The organism is Bacteroides sp. 1_1_30 (assembly GCF_020982715.1).
Lineage (GTDB): Bacteria > Bacteroidota > Bacteroidia > Bacteroidales > Bacteroidaceae > Bacteroides > Bacteroides xylanisolvens.
In genome coordinates this window covers 1-24,466 of the sequence record NZ_JAJKHN010000092.1, presented here as the reverse complement: position 1 = coordinate 24,466, position 24,466 = coordinate 1, and the positions used below count along the sequence as shown (strand labels likewise).

General features: G+C 43.6%; 13 protein-coding genes. 11 read left to right on the top strand and 2 right to left on the bottom strand.

Annotated features, from left to right (window positions below; genetic code table 11):
- From LPH68_RS21520 to LPH68_RS21475, 10 genes are all read left to right on the top strand, one after another.
- Positions 1-891 (top strand): sulfatase-like hydrolase/transferase (locus LPH68_RS21520; RefSeq protein WP_230297127.1); only part of this gene is annotated, 891 nt, incomplete at its 5' end.
- A 113-nt stretch (positions 892-1,004) separates the two neighbouring features.
- Positions 1,005-2,663: a hypothetical protein gene (locus LPH68_RS21515; protein WP_151923074.1), complete on the top strand. Its 1,659-nt coding sequence runs from the start codon at positions 1,005-1,007 to the stop codon at positions 2,661-2,663.
- 21 nt (positions 2,664-2,684) lie between these two features.
- A complete protein-coding gene (locus LPH68_RS21510; protein ID WP_074556622.1) occupies positions 2,685-3,095 on the top strand; it encodes a hypothetical protein in 411 nt (136 codons plus the stop codon).
- Between the two features lie 12 nt (positions 3,096-3,107).
- Entirely contained in the window at positions 3,108-4,739 is a 1,632-nt protein-coding gene (locus LPH68_RS21505) for a DUF1735 domain-containing protein (protein WP_151923073.1), read from the top strand.
- A gap of 35 nt (positions 4,740-4,774) precedes the next feature.
- Positions 4,775-5,758: a glycoside hydrolase family 43 protein gene (locus LPH68_RS21500; protein ID WP_118408732.1), complete on the top strand. Its 984-nt coding sequence runs from the start codon at positions 4,775-4,777 to the stop codon at positions 5,756-5,758.
- Positions 5,759-5,898: 140 nt separating this feature from the next.
- On the top strand, positions 5,899-9,087 hold the full coding sequence (locus LPH68_RS21495) for a TonB-dependent receptor (RefSeq protein ID WP_151923072.1): 3,189 nt from the start codon (positions 5,899-5,901) through the stop codon (positions 9,085-9,087).
- A gap of 20 nt (positions 9,088-9,107) precedes the next feature.
- The gene (locus LPH68_RS21490; RefSeq protein ID WP_151923071.1) at positions 9,108-10,994 is read left to right on the top strand and encodes a RagB/SusD family nutrient uptake outer membrane protein; all 1,887 of its coding nucleotides are present in this window, start codon (positions 9,108-9,110) and stop codon (positions 10,992-10,994) included.
- A 23-nt stretch (positions 10,995-11,017) separates the two neighbouring features.
- The gene (locus LPH68_RS21485; protein ID WP_151923070.1) at positions 11,018-14,101 is read left to right on the top strand and encodes a SusC/RagA family TonB-linked outer membrane protein; all 3,084 of its coding nucleotides are present in this window, start codon (positions 11,018-11,020) and stop codon (positions 14,099-14,101) included.
- Between the two features lie 25 nt (positions 14,102-14,126).
- On the top strand, positions 14,127-15,923 hold the full coding sequence (locus LPH68_RS21480) for a RagB/SusD family nutrient uptake outer membrane protein (protein ID WP_004307747.1): 1,797 nt from the start codon (positions 14,127-14,129) through the stop codon (positions 15,921-15,923).
- A gap of 29 nt (positions 15,924-15,952) precedes the next feature.
- A complete protein-coding gene (locus LPH68_RS21475) occupies positions 15,953-16,855 on the top strand; it encodes a BT_3987 domain-containing protein (RefSeq protein ID WP_151920827.1) in 903 nt (300 codons plus the stop codon).
- Between the two features lie 132 nt (positions 16,856-16,987).
- Here LPH68_RS21475 and LPH68_RS21470 read toward each other — a convergent pair whose 3' ends face one another.
- Positions 16,988-17,953, bottom strand: coding sequence for a helix-turn-helix domain-containing protein (locus tag LPH68_RS21470; protein WP_004317389.1), 966 nt, complete (start codon positions 17,951-17,953; stop codon positions 16,988-16,990).
- Between the two features lie 76 nt (positions 17,954-18,029).
- Positions 18,030-22,040 carry a two-component regulator propeller domain-containing protein gene (locus LPH68_RS21465; protein ID WP_008018953.1) on the bottom strand — a complete coding sequence of 1,337 codons (4,011 nt, stop codon included), beginning with the start codon at positions 22,038-22,040 and terminating at the stop codon, positions 18,030-18,032.
- Between the two features lie 208 nt (positions 22,041-22,248).
- Here LPH68_RS21465 and LPH68_RS21460 point away from each other — a divergent pair, with 208 nt between their 5' ends.
- Positions 22,249-24,312, top strand: a complete 2,064-nt coding sequence (locus tag LPH68_RS21460) for an alpha-L-arabinofuranosidase C-terminal domain-containing protein (RefSeq protein WP_151920825.1) — start codon at positions 22,249-22,251, stop codon at positions 24,310-24,312.
- Positions 24,313-24,466 lie beyond the last annotated feature (154 nt).

Genomic DNA, 24,466 nt, shown 5'->3' with positions numbered 1-24,466 from the left:
AATAACTCTATAGTAAACGGAATTCCCCGTATCGGATATATGAAAGGCGGTCAGAAAGCCCGTTGGAAAGACGAGGATATGGCCGACTATTTTGTAGATAAGGTAAAGAACTTTGTGACTGAACACAAAAATGCTCCTTTCTTCCTGTATTATGGCTTGCACGAACCTCACGTACCTCGTGCTCCCCACCAGCGATTTGTGGGCAAAACAACGATGGGGCCTCGTGGCGATGCCATCGTTGAGGCAGACTGGTGTGTCGGCGAACTGCTTGCCCACTTGAAGAAAGAAGGATTGTTGGAAAAGACACTGATTATCTTCTCCAGTGATAACGGGCCGGTTCTGAATGACGGTTACAAAGACGGAGCTCCCGAATTGGCAGGCGATCACCTTCCTGCAGGAGGTCTGCGCGGAGGTAAATATAGTTTGTTCGACGGTGGTACGCATATTCCTTTGTTTGTTTATTGGAAAGGAAAGATTCAGCCGGTTGTGTCTGATGCACTGGTTTGCCAGGTAGATATTCTCGCTTCTCTGGGTTCGATGATACATGCCGATTTGCCGGAAGGTTTGGATAGTCGGAACTATCTGGATGCTTTCTTCGGAAAAGAGCAGACTGCCCGCAAGGATGTAGTGCTGGAAGCGCAAGGACGTATGGCTTATCGTTCGGGCGACTGGATTATGATGCCTCCTTATAAAGGTTCCGAACGAAACCTGACCGGAAATGAATTGGGTAATCTGGGTGAATACGGATTATTTAATGTAAAAGCCGACCGGACTCAACAACAGAATATGGCGGCACAACAGCCCGAACTTCTGGACTCCCTGAAGCAGAATTTCTTTGCTGAAGTGGACGGTTATTATCGCAGCGAAGTAGAAGAAGAACCATTAAAATAAGGTCAAATGTTTATTCTGAACATAAATCCCGTTGATAAAACAATCGTTCTATTCTACCGGGATTTATTTCTCTACCTTTGTTCTGTTCGATGTCGGACAATTAACCTTGAAGTATGTATATGAAAATGAAAGCTTTTTTAATGTTTGTATTGCTGTTCTTATGTTCGATGGGAACAAAGGCGCAGGATTTGGGGGCGAACTATAATGAAAATATAGATTACCCGATTACGGAAATAGAGATGTTGAAACAGTCGAAAGTGAGTTGGGTGAGAGGATTTGTCAATATCCCCAATCTGTTTCTTCAGAATGAAAACGGGAAGATTGTTGGTGTGAAAGAAAATGCCATCAGGACACATATTCCTACATTGAAATTTATTCAGGCCAAGAAAGCGTTGGGCGACCGTGTGAAATTTATATTGAGCCTGAAAATACCTTTTGAATTATATACCGACACGGTTCCCAAAGTAGGAACTAAGGAGATGGAGTACATATTTCAGGCAACTGAAGTATTACTGAAAACCTATGATATGGCGAAGAATATTGAAATACTTGTCATGGGTAACGAACCGGAATGGGAGAATGCATTGGATACCGATCTCTGTCATGCGGACGGTGAGGATTATCGGGCATTTCTGAATGAGTTTGCCAATCGGCTGACTGCCTGGAAACAGGCTAATGGATGGACATTTGATATTTATGCCGGAGCATTGAACCGTGTATCCGAATTGCCGAAGAGCGAAACGGTACCTGCGGTAGTCTCTGTGGTTAATAACAATCCTAATGTTGTAGGGCTCGACTTACACGTTCACGCATTGAAAATCAACCAGGCGGAAGATGATTTCCGTATTATCCGCGATAAATATGGTGTAACAAAGAAACTGATTTGCACGGAATTCTCTATGGTACGTGCTTTAAATCCTCATGTAGCCGACGCACTGGGAGAATGGGGAACCAAGCATGGTTATACGGCCGGGATGAAAATTTACGAATACCTTAATCTGATAGCTGAAAAAGCTAATGCCGGTACACCGGTCAGTGCAACCGAGTTCAAGAGCCTTTTTGAGAGTTATTCCTGGTATCCGAAGAATTGGTATAAAACTTTTTATGAGGTGTTCAAGAAATATGATACGTATGCCATTACCGGACGTTTTAGTGTGGTTCCCGGTGGAGCGAGAGCTGTTTACGATGCGAAGACTGAAATGTGGGAACTTGGAGGAATTTATTTTTCCCGTTATTTAGGACTGGATGCAGACGGATTCTACAATCCCAATCCATTGCTGTATCCCGATTTCATCGCTGCCCGGGATGGATTGGCAGTTTCCAGCCTTGTCGGAGGGCAACGGGAATTGTTCATTCGTTGGGGGAATGGAGCCGATAAAACAGGTATATTGTCAGTAACAGATGAAAATGGAACAGAGGTAGTACGTCGGTCGCTTGATTCGGAGAATGACTATACATTGGTTGAAAATCTTGTTCCCGGAACTGCCTACCATGTAGCATTGCTGAAATCGGATGATGCCGTGTTGTGGAAGGATGATGTTAAGACCAAGTCTGTAACAGGAAAGTTTCCTTTGTTGAAATATCAACAAGTGGATGAATATATGTTAGTACAACTATTAAATTTGCCGGCTGATGTCTCATCTTATAAAGTAAAGCTGGATGGACAGGAAATCAATATAGTGAATAAGAACCTGAACGGACAAATACTTACCGCCGAAGTGACTTATAAGGATGGATCGGTAGAAATATTGTCGACAACTATTAGAAAGTAATTATCTTAAATTTATTCGCTTATGAAAGTAATATATGTAGTGTTGGTATGTTTGTTGGCTTTCACCTCTTGTGCGGAGACGGAATATGCCGAAAACGGGGTTGATAAGAAGAATATAACAGGATATACCGAAGTTGGGTTTTATAGTTTGGATGGAATTTGTACTTTTACAGAGCAGGAACAACTTCAGGCTGCAATTAATCCTAAACGGTTGACTTATCGCCTACAAAATTCGGATCAAAGCAAATACATTCATGTGAAGTTTGACGGGAAGCCCACGGCTGTTGGTCAAAAGATAAAGACTGAATTCTCATTCCAAGGAGTTTCTTTCCTCAAAGAAGGGATGGAGATGGAGGTAGTTCGTATAGACGGAGATAAAGTTTGGTTGTCAGGAGATAACGTCGGTATAGTAATCCCTGTTTTTAATAATTAAAAGAAAGATATTATGAAAAGATACATTCCTATTGTAGCGTCATTAATGGTGTTTTCGTTGATATCATGTGGTGAAGTCATGGATCTGACACAGCCGGAAAAGGCTGAAGTTACCTATTCCAATATTACCTTGTCGCTTTATCAGACAGGCAAATATGATTTATATCTGGATGAGCCGGAATACCAATATAACATTATGGTGGAGAAAAGCCATTGCGAAAAAGAAGCAAAGGCGAAATTGGCTGTTGTCGATGCCAAAGAGTTTGGTGAAGAATATCACCTCTTACCTGTGGAATATTATGATCTGGATGGAAATAATTTTAATTTTAAGGGGGACGATGTCCTGCGTATGGTAAATTTGCGCTTCCATGATTTAGGTACGCTTGACGGATCAAAGAAATACGTTCTCGGTTTGAAACTGGTTTCCGACGATCTTGCAGTCAATCAAGAGAAAAGTACAATGACTTTCTTCCTGCAACAGAAACAGGGAGAAATCGACAACCCTTATACCGTGGCGACAACGAGCGACTTGATAACTCTCGGAGAGAAACTCAAAGATGGTAAGACGATCTATGCCAAGATAGAGAATGATATTGATTTGCAAGGTGTAGACTGGCAACCGATAGAGACCTCGGTTTCCAAACAACTTGTATTGGATGGAGGCGGACATACGATTCGTAATCTGAAAGTAAATACTTCCTCTTCTGTTAATCAGGGATTCTTTGGATTGTTGGTTGGTAAGTGTTCCAATATAAACTTTGAAAATGCGCAGATTACAGCCAATCAAAAGTTGACAGGAGTTCTTGCCGGACATGTTGGAAATGCTTCAGCGGCAGGAGTTGTTGAAAATGTACGGGTATCTGGTACGATAAATCTGACTTCAGGAACAGGACCGACTGCTTGGGAGAATGGACAAGCTGGTGGTATATGCGGAAGAATTCAAGGAGCGGAAAGTAAAATCTATCAATGTTCTTCAGAAATGAGTATTAATGCTACATGGTCTGCTGGTGGTATTTGTGGAGAAGCAAAAGGAGGCGCTACTATTACTCAATGTTATTTTGTAGGAGATATTGTCACAAAGTCATGTGTTGGTGGTATTGTAAGCAGGATGTTTCAGGGTACTGTTACTCATTGTTATTCATCAGGAGTGGCTAAGTCCTATCCTAATGTTACACCTCCGAATCCCGGAGCTGGTATTGCAGGACTTGTAGAGCCGAGCCCAACAGCGCTCATCTCACATTGTTACTCTGAATGTGAAATTGCTGCTCAAAATCAAGTAGGAGGCATTTTGGGACTTGCCAATAAAGGAACAGGAGTAACAGTGACACGTTGTGTGGCTTGGAATTCTTCCTTATATTCGAATGGTGCACCTAAATCAGGAAGAGTATGCGGACGTTTCGATAAAAATGAGGCAAATAATTGTTATGCCAATCCGAATATGGAGTGCCGTTTTTCAGCTAATACACCTGCAATAGTAGATGAGGTAGTTCCAAATTATTCGGCAACTGTTAATGGTGCTGACCGTTATAACGGACTTTCTACCATACCTACTCTTATGGCAGCAGTAAAGGCTCTTCAATGGGATGAGTCTATTTGGGATCTTTCAGGAGAGAAGCCTCGTTTGGTTTGGGAATTGGCTCAATAAATGGTTTTATAAAATAAATCGTAAGAAATATGTTTATGAAAGAATGTAAGACTATCCAAAAAGTAATTTTCATATTAGCGGTGATATGTGTATCTATCACCCAATCATGGGCGGATTCATGGAAAGAAATATTCTTTGCCGATCCCACTATCTTTGTGGAGAACGGAAAGTATTATCTCACAGGTACACGCAATCGGGAACCGCAGGGTTTTGCTATCCTCGAATCGACCGACTTGAAGCATTGGACTGTGCCTAATGGAAAAGATTTGCAACTTATATTGAGAAAGGGAGACCAAGCTTTCGGTGAAAAAGGCTTCTGGGCACCTCAATACTTTAAGGATAAAAGAACTTATTATTTCACTTATACCGCTAATGAGCAAACAGTAATTGCTTCCTCAAAATCAGTGTTCGGTCCTTTCCGGCAGAAGGAAGTCAAGCCGATAGACGCTTCCGCTAAGAATATAGACTCTTTCCTATTTAAGGATGATGATGGAAAATACTACCTGTATCATGTCCGCTTTAATAAAGGTAATTACCTTTGGGTAGCCGAGTTTGACATAAAGAAGGGAAGTATCAAACCGGAAACATTGAAACAATGTATGGACTGTACGGAGCCTTGGGAAAAGACTCCGAACTATAAGTCTGCACCGGTGATGGAAGGGCCGACTGTTATGAAGTGGGACGGGGTATATTATCTTTTCTATTCTGCCAATCATTTTATGAATATCGACTATTCGGTAGGCTATGCTACTGCTTCTTCCCCTTTCGGTCCGTGGAAGAAGCACCCGAACAGTCCGATCATTCATCGCAGCCTCGTAGGAGAAAACGGATCAGGACATGGAGATGTATTTAAAGGGCTGGATGGAAAATATTACTATGTTTACCACGTTCATCGTTCGGATTCCACCGTGTCTCCTCGTAAAACACGTATTGTTCCGCTCATCCTGAAGAAAGGAAACGATGGCATATACAATATCACCGTAGACAAAGAGCACGTCATAAAGCCAATGTGGAAATGATTTGTTCAGAAATGTAGTAGAGAAATCTATTTTGCACATTTGTACGGGTTTTAAGGAGATTCTTCCCTTTCATTTGAAGATTTTCCCGCTTAATTTGTGTCTTGAGATAAAGAATTTGTTAACAGTTAAAAATAATGTTTATGAAAAGAGACAGACTTTATTTTTCTTTCTTATGTCTTTGTTGCTTTTTGTTTTGTGCGCTGGACGTGCAGGCACAACAAGACTATTGGAAGGGACAAGTGAAGGATGCAGTATCTGGTGAACCGATGATTGGCGTCAGTGTTCGCGTGAAAGGTACGGGAAGCGGTACGATTACTGATTTTGACGGTAATTTTACTGTGAAGGCATCAAAAGGAGACATACTTGTCATTTCTTATGTGGGTTATAAAACTCTGGAACTGGATTTAAAGAATAAAACGACTTTAGGCGTAATCTCTTTAGGAGAAGATACGGAGACCCTGGAAGAAGTGGTAGTGGTTGGATACGGTGTACAGAAAAAGGTGTCCAGTGTCGGTTCCATTGCTACTGCAAAAGGAGATGATTTATTAAAGATAGGTAGCGTGAACTCCGTTTCCGAAGCTTTGCAAGGTCAGATGCCGGGTGTGGTTGCCATCAATTCCACTTCAAAGCCGGGAGCCGATAAGGCTTCTTTATTGATTCGTGGTAAGTCTACCTGGGGAGAAGCGGAACCACTGGTATTGGTGGACGGTATCGAACGTGACTTCAACGATGTAGATGTGAATGAAATCGAATCTATTTCTGTACTGAAAGATGCTTCGGCAACTGCGGTTTACGGTGTGAAAGGTGCGAACGGCGTTATCTTGTTGACAACCAAACGCGGACTCGAACAGAAGCCGGAAATCTCATTCACAGCTAACTTCGGTTTTAAACAACCTTCTGCTGCTCCTGAATGGTCTGACTATGTGACCTCTATGAAACAGTATAACAGGGCACAGGCTAATGATGGTAACTGGGGAGCAATGGTTCCCGAATCTACCATTACCGCATGGGAAAATGCGTATGCTACCGGAAATTACGGTCCATATAACGATGTCTTTCCCGAAGTGGACTGGTGGAAAGAACTGGTAAAGAATGTAGGTTATGAACAGGCTTATAATCTTAATGTACGTGGTGGTACGAAGAAAATGAGTTATTTCGTATCTTTGGGTTATTTGCATGACGGAGATATTTTTAATACTACCAAACAAGAGGATTTCGATCCTTCCTTCTCTTACCGTCGTTATAACTGGCGTAGTAATTTCGACTTCAATATCACAAGTACTACTAAACTTTCGTTCAATGTGGCCGGTAAGATGGGTTATCAGAACCAACCGTCTTATTATGAGAATGTCGATTCTCCGGATGAACGTTTTTTTAAAACGTTCTTTACGGCTCCAAGTAATGAATTTCCGATTAAATATAGTAATGGAATATGGGGAGACGGGTTAAGCTCCGATCAAAATATAGCCTGTCTGATGAACGAAGGAGGTAGTCGTAATATTAAGCAACATCAAGGTTTTTACGATGTAATCTTGAATCAGAAGCTGGACTTTATTACAAAGGGACTGTCATTGAAAGCATCATTGTCTTACACTACTTCTTCTTCATGGACCACCCAGTTGATGCCGGGTAAGGTTTTGGGTAAAGACGATTTGGTTGCCCAACGTACACATATTCGTATTAATCGTGTGTATGATTACGCCAATCCTATTTATAATGCTGACGGAACAATTACTTATAATTATACCGAGAAACGCTATCCGGATGAAAATGCTCCCGGAGATTTGCCTGTTGGTGGTGTTTATGACGGTTTCAAGGCTTACGGACGTAAACTTTATTACGAATTAGCATTGAATTATAGTCGCCAGTTTGGCGATCACGATGTAAGCGCCTTATTTGTGTTTAACCGTAAGATGAACGAATCAACCAATACTGCTAATTCGGGTGTGATGAACTTCCCGGCTTACGAAGAAGACTGGGTAGGCCGTGTCACTTACAACTTCAAAGAGCGTTATCTTGCTGAATTTAACGGTGCCTACACTGGTTCGGAAAAATTTGCTCCGGGACGCCGTTTCGGATTCTTCCCCTCTGCCTCTATTGGTTGGCGTATCAGTGAAGAACCATGGGTAAAGAAATTGACCAAAGGTGTACTGACCAACCTGAAAGTGCGCTATTCGTATGGAGTAGTTGGTAATGATAAAGGTGCTACCCGTTTCAACTATATTCAGAAGTTTGAGCAACTATCTGCCAATGCGCAGTTTGGTAAATATCAGACCAGTAACTGGGGACCTTTATACAAAGAAGGAAAATTGGCCGACCCCGATGCTACCTGGGAAGAATCTATTAAGCAGAATATCGGTATCGAAATAGGTTTGTGGGGTAAACTAAACTTTACTGTGGACTTGTTCGATGAAAAGCGTAATAACATTTTGATGACACGTAATACGATTCCGTCATGGGCCGATAGTGGTATTGCTTTTCCGCAGGTGAATCTGGGTAAGACTAAAAATCACGGTCTTGAACTGGATATTGCTTGGAACGACCGTATCGGAAAGTTTAATTATTACGCGAAGTTTAATTTTGCAACCAGTGAGAACCGTGTTGTCTTTATTGATGACCCGAAGAATCAGAGCGAATATTTGAAAAAAGCCGGAAAGTCAATCGGATATGTGAATAAATACCTGGCAACAGGAAACTTCCAGTCATTGGATGATATTTATAACTCGGCGCAGTCCACTATTGCCAATGGTACACATAATACATTGATTCCGGGAGACTTGTATTACATCGATTATAATGGTGACGGCATGATTGATGCTAAGGATATGGTTCCGATGAAAAACCTGAACTATCCGACTACTACCCTCGGATTTACATTGGGAGGTTCTTACAAAGGAATCGGATTCAATATGTTGTGGTACAGTGCTATGGACGTTTATAAAGAAGCGATTCCTTCCTATTTATGGGATTTTCCGGAAGGTAATATCAAGGCTCAACCAAATACGTTGAATACATGGACAGCCGATGCTCCGATTCAAGGCGGTCCGATTCGCCCCAGTATTCATGTTCAGAGAAGTTATAATTCGGTGGCTAGTACATACACATATACCAACCATGCTTATCTTCGCTTGAAGAACCTGGAAGTGAATTATCAGATTCCGAAGCGTTGGTTGCAGCCTTTACGTCTGACAAAACTGCAAGTATATGTCAACGGTACCAATTTGTTGACGTTCTCAAAAGGTGATTCCCGCCGTGACCCCGAACATTCGGGACAGAATGTTTATCCGGTGGTGAGACGTTATAACATTGGTTTTAGATTAGGATTATGAGACACTTTAAATTTACTGATATGAGAAGACATAAGTTGAATTGGATATGGATCATTCTATTGGGGTTGTTTGTAGGAAGTTGTGAGGACTATCTGGACCGCTCTCCCGATGACGGACTTTCCGAAGATGATGTTTATAAAGATTATAGCAGTTTGTTAGGGTTCATGGACCGCATCTTTCAAAATGATGATATATTAATCTTTACACATGGTATCAACTCTTATTCGAATACATACGTAACGGTAGGTAATTTATCGGATGAATATGCATCTGTTCGCGATAATGATCCGTCGAAGTTTGTCAATGCAGGTAACTGGCTGGAGAATGCCGGTACACGTTTCGAAATAGGAAGTAAAAGTGATGGGAAGAATTTCAAAAGTGCTATTTCTCGTGCTTATACCGGACTTCGTATCGTGAACCGTGTAATTAGCGGAGTAGATCAAGTGAAATCCATCACAGACGACCAAAGGAGAAAACTGTTGGGACAGGCTCATTTCCTGCGTGCCTACTTCTATTTTGAGATTATCAAACGATATGGCGGAATGCCCATCTTTGACCAGCTTTGGGGAGCATCGGACGACTTTGACTTTCCTCGTAAAACTTATCAGGAATCCAATGCTTGGATGCAGACTGACTTGGATAAAGCCATTGAATATTTACCTATAAGCTGGCCTGACGAGGAACATGGACGGCCTGACAGAGTAAGCGCCATGGCATTAAAAGCGATGACACAGCTGTATGCTGCCAGCCCTTTGATGCAGAATGACCTGAATTCTATTGAAAACAAAGGATATGGAAAAGAGATGGCTGCTGAAGCTGCCCGTAGTGCGCAAAAGGCGATCAATGCTATTGAAAGTCACGAATATTATCGCCTGATGAATCATGACGAATATCGTAGTATTCAATTAATGCCTAATTCCAATCAATTCGCACAACCGGAATACTTATGGTTCCTGCGTTGGCATCATGGCAACTGGTCTGCTTTCGTCAGAGCGCAATGGCTGACACAACCATACGATAATAAAACCGGTGCCGAAGGTACTCCTTATAATGCTCCGACACAAAATGCGGTAGATATGTACGAACGTAAGGGAGCCGACGGTAAATACTATCCGATTACTGATCCGCGTTCCGGTTATGATGCGGTAAAGACTACCAATCCTTATTCGGATAGAGACCCTCGCTTCACGAATAATATCCTTGTGCCCGGTGAGCAATGGGGGAAGAATTTACAGGGTGTTCCCTATTATCTGACTACTTATTCGGGTGGTTACTCCGAGAACTTCATTTCTACCAATCAGTTTACGAGAGGCTCTCAACAGACCGGATATATGTGCAAGAAGTTCATCTGGCCGGAAGCAAGTGTGCCTTTGTTTGGCGAAGCTGGTTTCCAATTATATCGTCTGGTGGCTGTGTACATTCGTGTTTCGCAAGTTTATCTGGATATGGCAGAGGCTTCATACGAAGCGACAGGTGATCCGGATGCAGTCGTTACGGGTTGTACGATGTCGGCCCGTCAGGCTTTGAATAAAATCCGTGTAAGAGCCGGAATTGGCGAACTACCGGATGGAGTTGACTTTAGAGAAGCTTATCGGCGGGAACGTGGTGTGGAATTGATGTTCGAAGGACACCGCTGGTATGATATCCGTCGTTGGATGATTGCTGAAGAACTGTTTAAGGGTGAATATCCGATCATGGGTGTCAAAGCAACTCCGATCAACCATTCTTATACGGCCGACCAGTTGAAAGTGGAAAAAGCCTGCACTTATAAGTTGACTGACTTTACTTACGAGTATGTTCCGGTGAGGACAGCCGTGCGGACGTTTAACAAGCGTAATTATTGGTATCCGCTGCCGATGGATGAAGTGGCGGCTTTGGATAATCTTCAACAGAACCCCGGATGGTGATACCTATAAATAAAGAAAAGTATATGAGAAACAAGATTAGATATATAAGACTGATAGGGCTCATATTTGTCCTTATCGTTGGCTCTAGCCTGACTTTCGCACAAAATAAATCAAAGAGAAAGTCGGCGAAGAAGCCTTTGGTGGAAGTCGTTTCTATTGTTACCGACGAGAAAGGTAGCCCGTTGAAGAATGTTTCTATCATTTGTGGAGAAGGCGCAGTCGTTCTATATACAGATGCAAAGGGACGTTTTCAGACGAAGGTCGAGAATGACGCAACCGTTATGGTGGAGGCTTTGGGATATGAAGATAAAGTGTATAAGCTGACAGGCAGCAATATCGTTCCTGAAAAGATTGTATTGAAGAAAGAGCCTCTGTTTCTGACCGAAGAATCGCTGGTGAATAGAGCCGATGGTGGCAAGACGTATAAAGGGAATGAAGTAGGCGCAACGAGCGTACTGGAGAACGGACAGTTCGGAACCTTCCCTGATTTGACGCTGACGAATATGCTGCAAGGTAAAATGTTAGGTCTGCAAGTTCGCTCCACAGTCAGCGGATTGGGGAACAATACGCCTGATTTATTTATCCGTGGCCAGCATGGCATGTCGGAGAATACAGCTATCGTTATCATCGATGGTGTGGAACGTCCGGCAGCGGATTTGATTCCTGAAGAAATCGAACGTATCGAGTTGCTGAAAGATGCCACTGCCAAGATTCTTTATGGGGCGCGTGCTGCGAATGGCGTACTTTGGGTGACTACCCGCAGAGGAAAGGCCAACCGCCGCATTTATAACGCAACCGCCGAAGCAGGTGTGGTACAGATGACGCGTACTCCTGATTTTCTGAATTCTTATCAGTATGCTAATCTGTACAATGAAGCGCGTGCAAATGACGGATTGACTCCTTACTATAATCAGAAACAACTGGAAGGATATAAAAACTCCAAAGGAGCCAATGACCTATTGTATCCGAACGTCGATTTGTACGATCAGTTATTGAACAAAAATGCCAACTATCGGAAAGTATCGTTCGATATGACGGGAGGTACCGACAGAGTGCGTTATGCCCTGATTGCCGGATATGTAGGAGGTAGCGGATTTGAAGACGTTACCTATACTCCGCAACTGCACCGTCTGACTCTTCGCGGAAACCTCGACTTCAATGTAACGGATTTCCTGACTATATCCGCAGACGTTGCCGGACGTATGGAAATGCGTAAATGGGGGCAATTGGACTGTGGTCAGGTATTTACGGCCCTGTCTACGCATCGTCCGAATGAATACCCGCTGACTATGTCACCGGAAGAAACCGGACTAGCCAGCTCGGACGGAATTCCTTTGTTTGGCGCAAGTCTGCTGCGTCCGATGAATGCATACGCGGAAACAATGTACGGAGGATATACGGATGAGCGTTATACACGCAGCCAGACCAATATCGGTTTGAAATTCGATCTTGATATGCTGACAAAAGGGTTGAAAGCCGGTGCTTTCCTTTCTTTCGACAACTATGATTACCTGCAACTCTCTTTGAGCAAAGTCTATCCGACGTATGCCATCAAAACATATCGTAACTTTGCCGGTGAGGAACAGATCATGTACACCCAGATGAAGAAAACAGATGTAGCCACTTCACAGAGTCGGAAGTCGACTACCTTGCAGCAGACATTGGGTTGGAATGCCTTTGCCGCATACGAGAATACATTCAACCAAAAGCATGATGTATCGGCACGGCTGACTTACATGTACTCGAAAACAACGAATCAGGGAGTGACCCAGGACATCATCAATGCAAACTACGCATTGCGCTTAAACTATATGTATGACCGCCGTTATGCTGTGGAAGCCGACATGGCATTGATGGGAAGCAACCGTTTCAAATCGGGAAATAAATACTTCTTCTCGACTGCGGGTGGCCTTGCCTGGATTCTAAGCAATGAAGATTTCCTGAAAGACAATGAATACGTGAACTTCCTGAAACTGAAAACCAGCGCCGGTATATTGGGCTATGACAGAAGCACTGAACATTTATTGTATGAACGTGCCTGGTCGCAAGACGGCAGCTTCCGGTTCGGAACAACGAACAATGGCGCTACGGCTTACTATTCCACTTTTGTCCGTGCGGGCAATCCGAACCTGAAATGGGAAAAGGCAGCAGAATGGAACATCGGTGTGGAAGGCTTGTTCCTGAACAACCGCTTATATACCGAAATGAACTATTTCCGTGAGAAACATACGGACATCATCGGTTCTGTTGATGCCTCTTACGGGGATTATACTGGCAACTTTACCTACCAGGATAACATGGGCTCCGTCTTGAATCATGGTATAGAAGGAATGTTCACTTGGAGCGACCGTATCAACGACTGGTCTTATTCGGTAGGAGCTAATTTCGTATGGTCTAAGAATAAAGTATTGAAATGGAACCAGGTGAAACATGGTGAAGAATACCGTTATACAGTGGGGCGTTCTACCGATGCTATGATGGGACTGGTTGCCGAAGGATTATTTGGCAAAGATGTAGCCATCAACGGACATGCCCCCCAGACGTTTGCCGATTATCAGGAAGGCGACATCGCCTACAAAGACCTGAACGGCGATAAGATCATTGACGGTCGTGACGTAAAGGAACTCGGAAACTCATTCCCACGTACTACATTGGGCATCGATTTCAATGTAAGTTACAAAGGCTGGGGATTGTATCTTCAGGGATATTCCGAACTGGGCGTTCACACTTGGGCAACAAATGCTTATTATTGGAACAATGGAGAAGGTAAATACTCTAAACTGGCATTAGATCGTTATCATCCGGCAAACAATCCGACCGGAAGTTATCCGCGCCTGACAACCACTGCCGGTGAGAACAATTTCCGCAATTCTTCTTTCTGGTTGAAGAATACAAGCTTCTTCCGTATGAAGAATGTTGAATTGAGCTACACGTTCAATCAGTTCTCCCCAAGTTCGGTCGTGAAGAAGATGAAGGTTTTCGCTCGTGGTGCAAATTTGTTTGTGCTTTCTTCCGTGAAAGATTTGGATCCTGAATTGCTGAATGCCGGTGTGACAAACTACCCGGTGACGCGTACTTTTACAGGCGGAGTCTCTTTTGTATTTTAATTTTGAACAATTAATAGATGGCAATATGAAACATATATTAGGAAGTTGCGTTTTAGCAGGTCTGTTTCTCTTTTGTGCTTGTGACGACACATTGGATACAAAGGTGACATGGCAGATCGGAGACTCTGATACCTGGAGAGTGCCGGAACTTGCTCAAGGCGTACTATATAAAGCTTATAATGGCATAGCCAACCGTCCGGATTGTTTTGAAGATAACTTTCTGGATTGTGCTACCGATAATGCAGTGACTAATCTGCGCAGCTCTTCTGTCTATAAATTAAATATGGGTGGGATGACAGCGTTTAACAACCCAATCGGAAACTGGAGTAATGCGTACAACATGCTGAACTATGTAAACTCTTTCCTCGAAAACGGCTTAACCGACCAAGTGCAGTACAACCGCACCGACCCGGAAGTGGACAAGCAAATCAAGCTGCGTCTGGAAGGTGAATCGTATTTCCTGCGTGCATGGTGGCATTTTGAGCTATTGAAGATGTACGGCGGAAAGGCGAAGAATGGAAAAGCGTTGGGTATTCCGTTGGCAGATCATTTTATTTCGCAGGATGAGGCCGCGCAGAACGGTGAATTTCTTCGTCCTACTTATCAGGCAACAGTCGATTTTATCGTCAACGATTTGAATAATGCCATCGAGTTATTGCCGAACGTGTATCAGGGAGATGACTTGGAGTTCGGTAATACACAAATCGGTCGTGCCACGAAAGCGGCGGCAGCTGTTCTGAAAAGTCGTGCGCTTTTATATAGCGCAAGCCCTGCCATGCAGGATGATGACGTGACGAAGATCACCGGCATGGGACAATTCGAAATACTGAACCCTACGGTTTACCAAGCAAAATGGGAAGCGGTAGCCAAAGAGATCAATAAGATTCTGGGCATGGAAGGTTTCGGAACTTATGTTCCTGTTACGGCTTCCTCCATTGCCGATGTTCAGACGGAAAGTTCCGATTATGCTTTCCGCAGATATTTTAATAATAACCTGTTGGAAGGCCTTCATTTCCCGCCGTTCTACTACGGAAGTGCCCGTGCCACTCCTTCTCATAATCTGGTAAAGGCTTTTTATGCGAAGAATGGTTATCCGGCAACCGATGTTCGTTCCGGTGTCGATCTGTCTGATCCTGATTTCGATCTGACGCAGCTTTATGCCGTACTGGATAATCGCTTTGCGCTGAATGTCTACTATCATAGTGCTACATTTGGCGATTCCGGTCAGCCGTTGGATATGTCCGAGGGTGGAAAAGATTCTCCTTCGTTTAGTGAGAATGCTACACGTACGGGTTATTATCTGGCTAAATTCGTTTCCAAGAAATCGGCTATGCTGAATCCGATTCAGACGTTAAACTCGGTTCATTACAATCCTTTGTTACGGAAATCGGAAGTTCTTCTTAACTTTGCCGAAGCTGCCAATGAGGCTTGGGGCAACCCGACGGTGAAAGCCGAAGGATGCCTGTATTCTGCATACGAAATATTGAAAACAATCCGTTCGCAAGCCGGGGGTATCAATTTTGATCTTTATCTGGATGAAATGGCTCAAAGTAAGGACTCGTTCAGAAAGTTGATTCAGAACGAACGTCGCTTGGAATTTACTTTCGAGAATCATCGTTATTTTGATATGCGTCGTTGGGTATTACCGTTGAACGAAGAGGTGGAGGGTGTTGCCGTTACCCGCAATGAAGATGGCACATTCAGCTTCAAAGTACAGAAAGTGGAACAACGGAAATATGAAGTGAAAAACTATTTCATGCCATTACCGTATGCAGAGCTGGAAAAGAATAAGAATCTAATGAATAATCAGGGTTGGGAATAACGTGCTGTTGATATAAATACTTATTTACAATGAAAAGACTAAATATATTATGGATAGGGCTGATAAGCGTTCTGATGACTGCTTGTTATGACGATTATGAAAAGGACTACGATGAGAGTTCTGTGTACTTTGCTTCGCAAAAACCTTTGCGGACACTGGTAGCCGATACAGATATGTCGATAAAGGTAGGAGTGGCTATTGGCGGTAAAAGAGAGGTGCATACCGATGATTGGGCTACGTTCGAGATTGATCCGTCTTTACTGGAGGGTACGGGCTTGACACTGATGCCGGAAAACTATTATCAGTTGGCTAATCCGAACAAGATGACAATTAGCAATCCGAATCTGGCAATAGCAGATGTGAAAGTGACTTTCTCCGATGCTTTCTATAATGACGATGCCGCTTTGGATAAGCATTATGCCATCCCTTTCCGGCTGGTCGATCATAATCAGGATGAAGTAAGTACCGACGTGAACGGTCAGTTGAAGGATTACAGCATTGTAGTTGTCAAGTTCGTCAGCCAGTATCATGGGACATACTTTGTGAAAGGGAAAGTTACTAACTTATCCACCCAGCAGGTGACTGAATACAATAACAAGGATTTGAGTCAGAATATGACCCGCGACTTTGTTTCGTTAGGTAGAAACAAATTACGCAGACCGGGTTTCGGAAACACATTGGAAAATAATGAGTCGGTAAATCTGACAGTCAATCCGGACGGAAGCGTTACTATCGAAGCCGGAGGAAGTGTTGCTATCATAGATGCGTCCGCCTCATTAGATCCTGCAGCCGAATCGTTGGAATTTGTAGGAAAGCAGCCAAAGTTTACGCTTTCTTATAAGTACACGAAAGGTGGCGTCACTTATCAGGTTGACGAGGAACTGATTCGTCGTCAGAATCCGGAAGCTGATTTACGCTTCCAGGAATGGTAGAATAGGTATTAGTCGATTATAGGTGTCTATCTGTCGCCGGTAATTAGCTGAATCAACGATGTTGCAGGCTGATTACCGGTGATGTTTTTTAGACATTCTGTTAGGTTTATATCGCTTAAATTAGCTTACGATCTACTTTAGAATAGATTTTCCTTTTTCTGTTATCATCCAATAACCTATCTTTTTCGAGCCTTTTCGAATAATGCAGCCATTCACTTTTAAGTTGCGAAATGCTCTCTTGATCGTAGCACTGGAAACAGATAAAGATATGGCTAGATTATCATATGTTGACTGATTATCTTTTACTATCAATTTTAATATGTCTTTTTCTAATGATGATAGTTTTAAAGGGTCATTTAAAGGGTCATTTAAAGGGTCATCATTCTTGGATTTCAATACTTCTATCACGCGATCGGTCATCTGAATGATATTTCCATCCACTACATCTTGAAACATCAGGTCGGCTTCATCACGACCAAACCTCCCAATACGAAATTGCACACTGGTGAAAAACTTTGCAGGATTTTTGCCGAATAGAAGTAAAGCAGCATTGCGCAACTTACCTTCCCCACCGATAAGATTCAGATTAGAGAGTACTTTTTCCGTAGTTTCATTCAATGAATCTACAGGCATACGTCCGGCATCGACGGCTTTACGCAAAAAGAAATCAATAGCTTGGCGGTCGATGTCATCCAATGTAGCTCTTTCGTTTTCAATATCATCCCACGAATGCCCCATTTTGCGAAGCAAAAACTGTTGCAAGGCTGCACCTTTCAACTCCTGTTTGGTAGAACCGCTACGATAATGATATATACCGTGATAAGCGATAGGCAAATTACACGGTTGCACGGCAATCTCGATGTAGTCTTTATCCTCTTTATGCAAAAGATTTACATCAGCTACAATGTCCAGGTAGTTAACAATCTTATTAGGAATGTCTTCCATCAGTCGTTTGGTGTCTGCTACACCAACCACTTGTTGGTTATCGTCTATACCGATATAGATACGTCCACCTTGTGCATTTGCAAAACCACAAATCCACTTTAGATATTCGTCTCTCCACGATTCCTTATATTCAATATTCTGACTTTCACTCATAATTACTACAAAGTTACGTATTCTTTTTCAAACTTTGTAGAGTATAAGGAGATTTACAAGTGCCAGTTCCGGCGAATTACTTCAATTGCTTGAGAAACTCTGTCGGAGTGATATTAAATTCCTTTTTGAAACATTTTGTAAAGTAATTCGGGTCTGATATACCGACAGCGAATGAGGCTTCGGAAACATTCATGCCGTTCAGTAAATGGGTTTTGGCTTCCTTCATCTTGATGGTCCGTATAAACTGTGTGATGGAGCATCCCGTGAGTGATTTCAGTTTCATGTGCAGCAGACTACGGCTGATGCGGAGATGGGCTGTGATTTCAGTTACTCCAAAATCTTCCTTGGTGAGGTTCGCCATAATCAGTTCTACCAGTTCTTTCATAAATACCTCATCCCGTGGATTGTTGGTGATTTGCTTGATGTTCAGTTCTTCCGCCTGTTTGAAGTGCTCGATATTCTGTTTCCGGCTCTTTTGGATATTCTGTACCAGCAACTCCAGGTTCTTGGCGTTGAAAGGTTTAGTGATATAGGCGTCCGCTCCCCGCAGATAGCCTTCTGTATGGTCGTTCTCATCTGTTTTGGCAGTCAGGAGGATAACGGGGATATGGCTGGTCGTTACATCTTGCTTGACGCGTTCCGTGAATTCCAGTCCGTCCATCACCGGCATCATTAAGTCCGATATAATCAGATTCGGCAGTTGTCTGGCTATCTTCTTGCAGGCTTCCGCTCCGTTGTAGGCACGTATGATGTCATATTTCTCACCGAATATACTGGCGAGGTAATCATTCATCTCTTTATTATCCTCCACAATCATGATAGATTCTCTGCCGGAGTCTTTCTCTTTGTTGGTCAGCTTTTCGGGGATGAGTTCGATTGTCTCTTTGATTCGCTGGTTGTATTTTTGTATTTCTTCTGTCGTGATGTTTTCGGAAGAGCGTTCGTCGGGTGCGTAGGCATCCTCCGATACGTTCAGGGTGACGATAAAGTCCGAACCTTTGTTGACCTCGCTCTCTACCCGTATTTCTCCTTTATGCATGTGGATGAGCGAACGGGTGAGCGAAAGTCCCAAGCCGAATCCCTCGCGGTGGTCGCGTTTTTCGACCTGGTAGTAGCTCTCGAATATTTGTTCCTGAACGTCTTTGGGAATTCCTCTGCCGCTGTCCTTGACGGAGATTTGAACCATGGTTTCTTTCTCCTCTTTAATCAGTTTGGCACTCAATCTGACGTATCCGCCGGGTTGTGTGTATTTAAATGCGTTCGAGAGCAAATTATAAAGAATCCGTTCCAGTTTGGAAGGCGAGAACCAGACTTCCTCTTTGGTATCTTCCAGACTGACGATAAAGTCGATTTCCCGTTCTCCGGCTACGATGTCGAAGATATGGGAGAGTTCCTCCAGAAAGTGCATGATATCTCCTTTACGGACGCTGATATGCATCTGTTTCATTTCGATTTTACTGAATGTCAATAGTTCGTTAATCAGATAATTCATCCGGTTGGCGTTGCGGTAGATAACTTCCAGTTTCTCCTTGTCGTTGTTACTAATCTGCGGCTGCTGGATCAATCGTTGTAGAGGTGATAAAATCAGGGTTAATGGTGTTTTCAGATCATGGGAGATGTATGTGAAGAAATTTATTTTCTGTTGATTCATGTTCTCCATGTTGACACGCTGTTCATGTTCCGTTTTCAGTCGCATGAGCAGGATAATACGCGTTTTGGTATATCGGTAGGCGGCGTAGATGATTAATAAGGAGAGCAATGCATATACAAAATACGCTCCCGGCGATAGCCACCAGGGTGGGAGGATTCTGATGGCAAGGTCCTTTTGTCCCGTTTCGTCCCAGTGAATACCGTCTTTGCTGGCTTTGATCTTTAAAATATACCTTCCTGAAGGCAGGTTTGAAAAGCGTACCTGATGCTGGTTGCCCACAAACTGCCAGTCCTTGTCGATACCTTCCATTTTCATGGCATATTGAGTGTTGTAGGTATATTGATAATTCAGTCCGGAATATTCGAGACGCAGGGATTGGGCCTGGTCGTGTGTCAGGGTAATCTCTGTCAGTTCGGAGATGGAGGAAGGAATGGACGCTTTCTCGTTGTTGGGCGACATATATTCGCTGTTGCTCCATATAGCAGTCAGGGCAATGTTGAAATGAGGATTGACGGAGCGTACCTGTTCCGGATAAAAAGAAATCATGCCGTTGATGGTTCCGAAATACAGCTCTCCGTCGGGCTTCTTACAGGCGGAGGAGTAGTTGAACTGGTTAATCGGCAGTCCGTCGGCTGTGGTATAACGGTCGATATTTTCCATCTGTGGATTGATGCAGCAGAGCCCGCTTCCGGTTCCTACCCAGATGTTGTTCATTTCATCTTCTATGATGCCTTTAATGGCATTCGAGCCCAGCTGCTCTTTGCTGTAAGAAGCGATGATGCTTCCGTTGCGGTCTGATACATAAAGCCCGTTGTTGTCTGTCCCTATCCATATCCGTTGGTGTGAATCGGGGTAGATATAGGTTACATAGAGATCGGTGTGCGGCAAGATAGGGAGTGAGGTAACTTTCAGCGTACGGGTATTTATCTGGAACATACTGCCTTTCCGGGTTCCTGCCCAAAGTATGCTGTCATTGAATTGTACCAGGTTGAAAATACGGAGCGGTGAAATCTTTTCCGGACGGGCATTGGCTTTTTTCTTGTCGATCAGGAATAAGCCTGAAGGCCCTCCGTACCAAACGTGGTCGTTCTTGTCTTCGATGATGCAGAAGCCGGACGAAACCTCTTCCGACAATAGATTATAGTCTACCGTACGGTTTAAATGCGGTATATAGTGAAGAGCTCCTTTCAGGAACAGTCCGAGCCATAGGCTGTTATCTTTGTCGAGCCATAGAGAGTGTATGTTCTTGGCGTAGATTTGCATCTGTTTGTGAAGCCGTTCGGCGCGGGTAATCTCTTTTTTACTGTTCAGGTAATTCAATCCGCCATCCTCCGTAGCGATGTACAATCCGTTGTCCGGCGCATTGATAATCTGGCGGACTGCTTTTCCGCTCAAATGATTGAAACTGCCTCCGTATGGATATATCCGGAACTGGTCGGAGCCGAATATATAATAGTTGACCCCTCCGAAATAGGTTCCCACCCACATGTTGTGGGCCTTATCCTGATAAAGACTGTAAATGGGCGAATCGTTCAGGGCACTTAAATCCCGTTCGGATTGTTCGTAGTGTGCAATCAGTTGGTAGAGTTTGTTGAACACGAAGATGCCATACTCCGTTCCTACCCATATATTCCCGGTATGGTCGGTTGACGCACACCGGAAATCTTTTACTTCCAGATCTTTGGAGAGATTGCACAGAGTATTGCTTTGTATGTGGTAAACGAAGAAATCATTATTGGTATTGAATAAAAGCTGGTTGGACGAGATCAACACGGCATTGTTACATTGCTGTGCAAAAGGCTGGATTAGGGTAGGGAGCGAAACGAACTGTTTCTTCTCCAGACTGTATCGCATCAGTCCTTTGTTGGTGTCAATCCATAGGGTTTTATCTCCGTCTTCTGCAAAATATCTCACATGCGGTTTCTCTTCATTGAGAAGGAAAGGAACGAACAGGCTGTCCTGTTCATTGTAGTGGTAGAGTCCGTTACTACAGGCCGCCAAGAGCATCCCGTCACTGGTGTTCAGGAAACAAACATCATCTTTGGTATTTCCTTTAATCCGGTAACGGGTAAAATCTTCCGTCCGGTAGTCGTAGCTGCAGATACCCTGATCGGTGGAGATCCATAGAACGTTGCGGAGTGAATCGTTATACAGACGGGTGATAAAGTCGTGGCAGAGCGAGGTGCTGTCGGCCTCATTGTGTGCAAACAGGTTAATATTATAACCGTCGAAGCGGCACAAGCCGTTGCGTGTGCCGAACCAGATGAATCCGTGATTGTCTTGGGTAATCGCATTGATAGTATTATGCGGGAGTCCTTCGGCTATGCTTAGTTGTTTGAAGCGTATATTATTATATTGTATCTGTCCTGTCGACAGGCTGGCGTTTAAGAGCACGAGACTAAAGGAGAGGACGATTTTAAGGGCAGTGGTTCTCATGGCTTTACGGATTTAATTTCATGACCAAAGATACGTTTTTTTTTGTTTGGAACAGTCGTAGAATTGTTCAAACGGACAGCACTCATGTTCAGTTTGCTGTCCGGCAGCTGATTTTTATACATGATTGCAGGTATTAAGCATTATTTTTCTGTTTTTCTTGGATAGAAAAGACCACATTTGCAATGTGAAACTCTAAAAACACAATGCTATGAATCATCCGACATTAAAATCCCTTACGTTGGGTATCGGTCTGTTCTTCACATTACCTCTGGTATATGCGAATAGTTCTTTTCCGTCTTCATCCGATGGAACATTGTACATCAATAAATCGAAAACCCGCAAAGTGGCTCCCGTAAAGTACGGTTTCCATTATGAGGAAATAGGAATGATGGGTGAGGGCGCCCTGCACGCCGAACTGATACGTAACCGTTCGTTTGAAGAAGCAACACCGCCTGCCGGATTATCAGTAAAGAACGGGTTGTATGAAAATGTTCCGGCTCCCCGTGTTAAAGAGAAGAAAGTGTTTCAGGCCGATCCGTTGATTGGATGGACGACTTATCCGTTATCTTATGCACCTGTGTTTGTCAGTCGTACGGAAACAGATCCGATGAGTGAGGAAAACAAGTATTCGATGCTGGTGAATGTTACGGAAGATATTGCGAATCACCCGGATGCTCTGATTCTCAACCGTGGATATTATGGAATGAATCTGAAAACAGATACGTCTTATCGCCTTTCCCTGTTTCTGAAAAGCAGGAATTATTCCGCCCCGTTGCGTGTATTTCTAGTTGACGAACTGGGACAGCAGGTGAGCAATGTGATCGAAGTGAATATAGAGAATCGGGACTGGACAAAATATACGGGCGAACTGAAACCGGAAAAGAACGTCCAGCGCGGAATGCTTGCTATTCAGCCTATGTCGAAAGGACAATTTCAGATAGATGTCGTTTCCCTGTTTCCCTCTGATACCTGGAATGAGGGGAAATCCGTATTCCGTAAAGATATTGTTCAAAATCTGAAAGAGTTTGCTCCCTGTTTCATTCGTTTTCCGGGCGGATGCATCGTACACGGAGTCAATGAAGAAACGATGTATCACTGGAAGAAGACGCTCGGACCGATCGAAAACCGTCCGGGACAGTGGAGCAAATGGGCGCCTTATTACCGTACCGACGGAATCGGTTATCATGAGTTTTATGAATTGTGCGAATATGTGGGAGCCGATGCGATGTATGTGATGCCTACGGGTATGATTTGCAGCGGTTGGGTGAAGCAAAGTCCACAGTGGAATTTCAGACACATTGATGTCGATCTGGACGCTTATATCCAGGATGCGTTGGATGCCATCGAGTATGCCATTGGTGATACAACTACGAAATGGGGAGCCGAACGGGCAAAGAACGGTCATCCTGCTCCTTTCCCGCTAAAATATATCGAGATTGGAAATGAAGATTTCGGACCTGTGTATTGGGAACGTTATGAAAAAATCTATCAGGCGTTGTCCGCCAAATACCCCGACTTGGTTTATATAGCCAATAGTGTCATCCGTGTAGTCGGAAGAGAGAATGACGACAAACGGAAAGATATTCCCAATTTTGTCAACCCGAAGAATGTAAAAGTGTTCGATGAGCATTATTATAACTCAATCGAATGGGCTTGCGAACAGCATTATCGTTTTGATAACTACAAACGGGGTGTTGCCGATCTATTTATCGGCGAATTGGGTATTAGCGGAAAATATCCTTATAACCTGCTGGCTACCGGAGCCATCCGTATGTCAATAGAACGCAACGGCGATCTGAATCCTTTGTTTGCCGAACGTCCGGTGATGAGGCATTGGGACTTTCTGGAACACCGTATCTTCCTGCCGATGTTGATTAATGGAGTAGACAGTAGCGTAAAGACTTCCTTCTTCTATCTGGCAAAGATGTTCAGGGATAACACGTTTGACGTGTGTCTGGATGCAGCGATCAAGGATATAGAAGGTTTGCAGAACATCTTTGTTACGATGGGATATGATACGGCCAGCAAACAATATATCCTGAAACTGATAAACCTGCAGGATAAAAAAGTCACTCTACAACCGGAAGTTTCCGGCTTCAAACGTCCCGTCAAGGCACATAAAACAAGCCTGGTACTGGTTCCGGGAAAAGAAAACACCCCGTTTACCCCGAATGAAGTCCAACCGGTAGAGACGGAAGTCGGACTGGACCTGAATCAACCGCTCGAACTGGAGGCCGCTTCCATGGTTGTATACCGTTTTAAATTGAAATGATAAATGGGAATTTAGCAGTTAGGCTGAAAGCCTTACAATTATATATTTATTGGGGTGCCCTGAAAGGGCTTAATTACATAGCGTAGGGCAACGCCCTACGAAAAAGACACACCAGCCACAAGCCCTGAAAGGGCGGAACTGTATACAATTATGC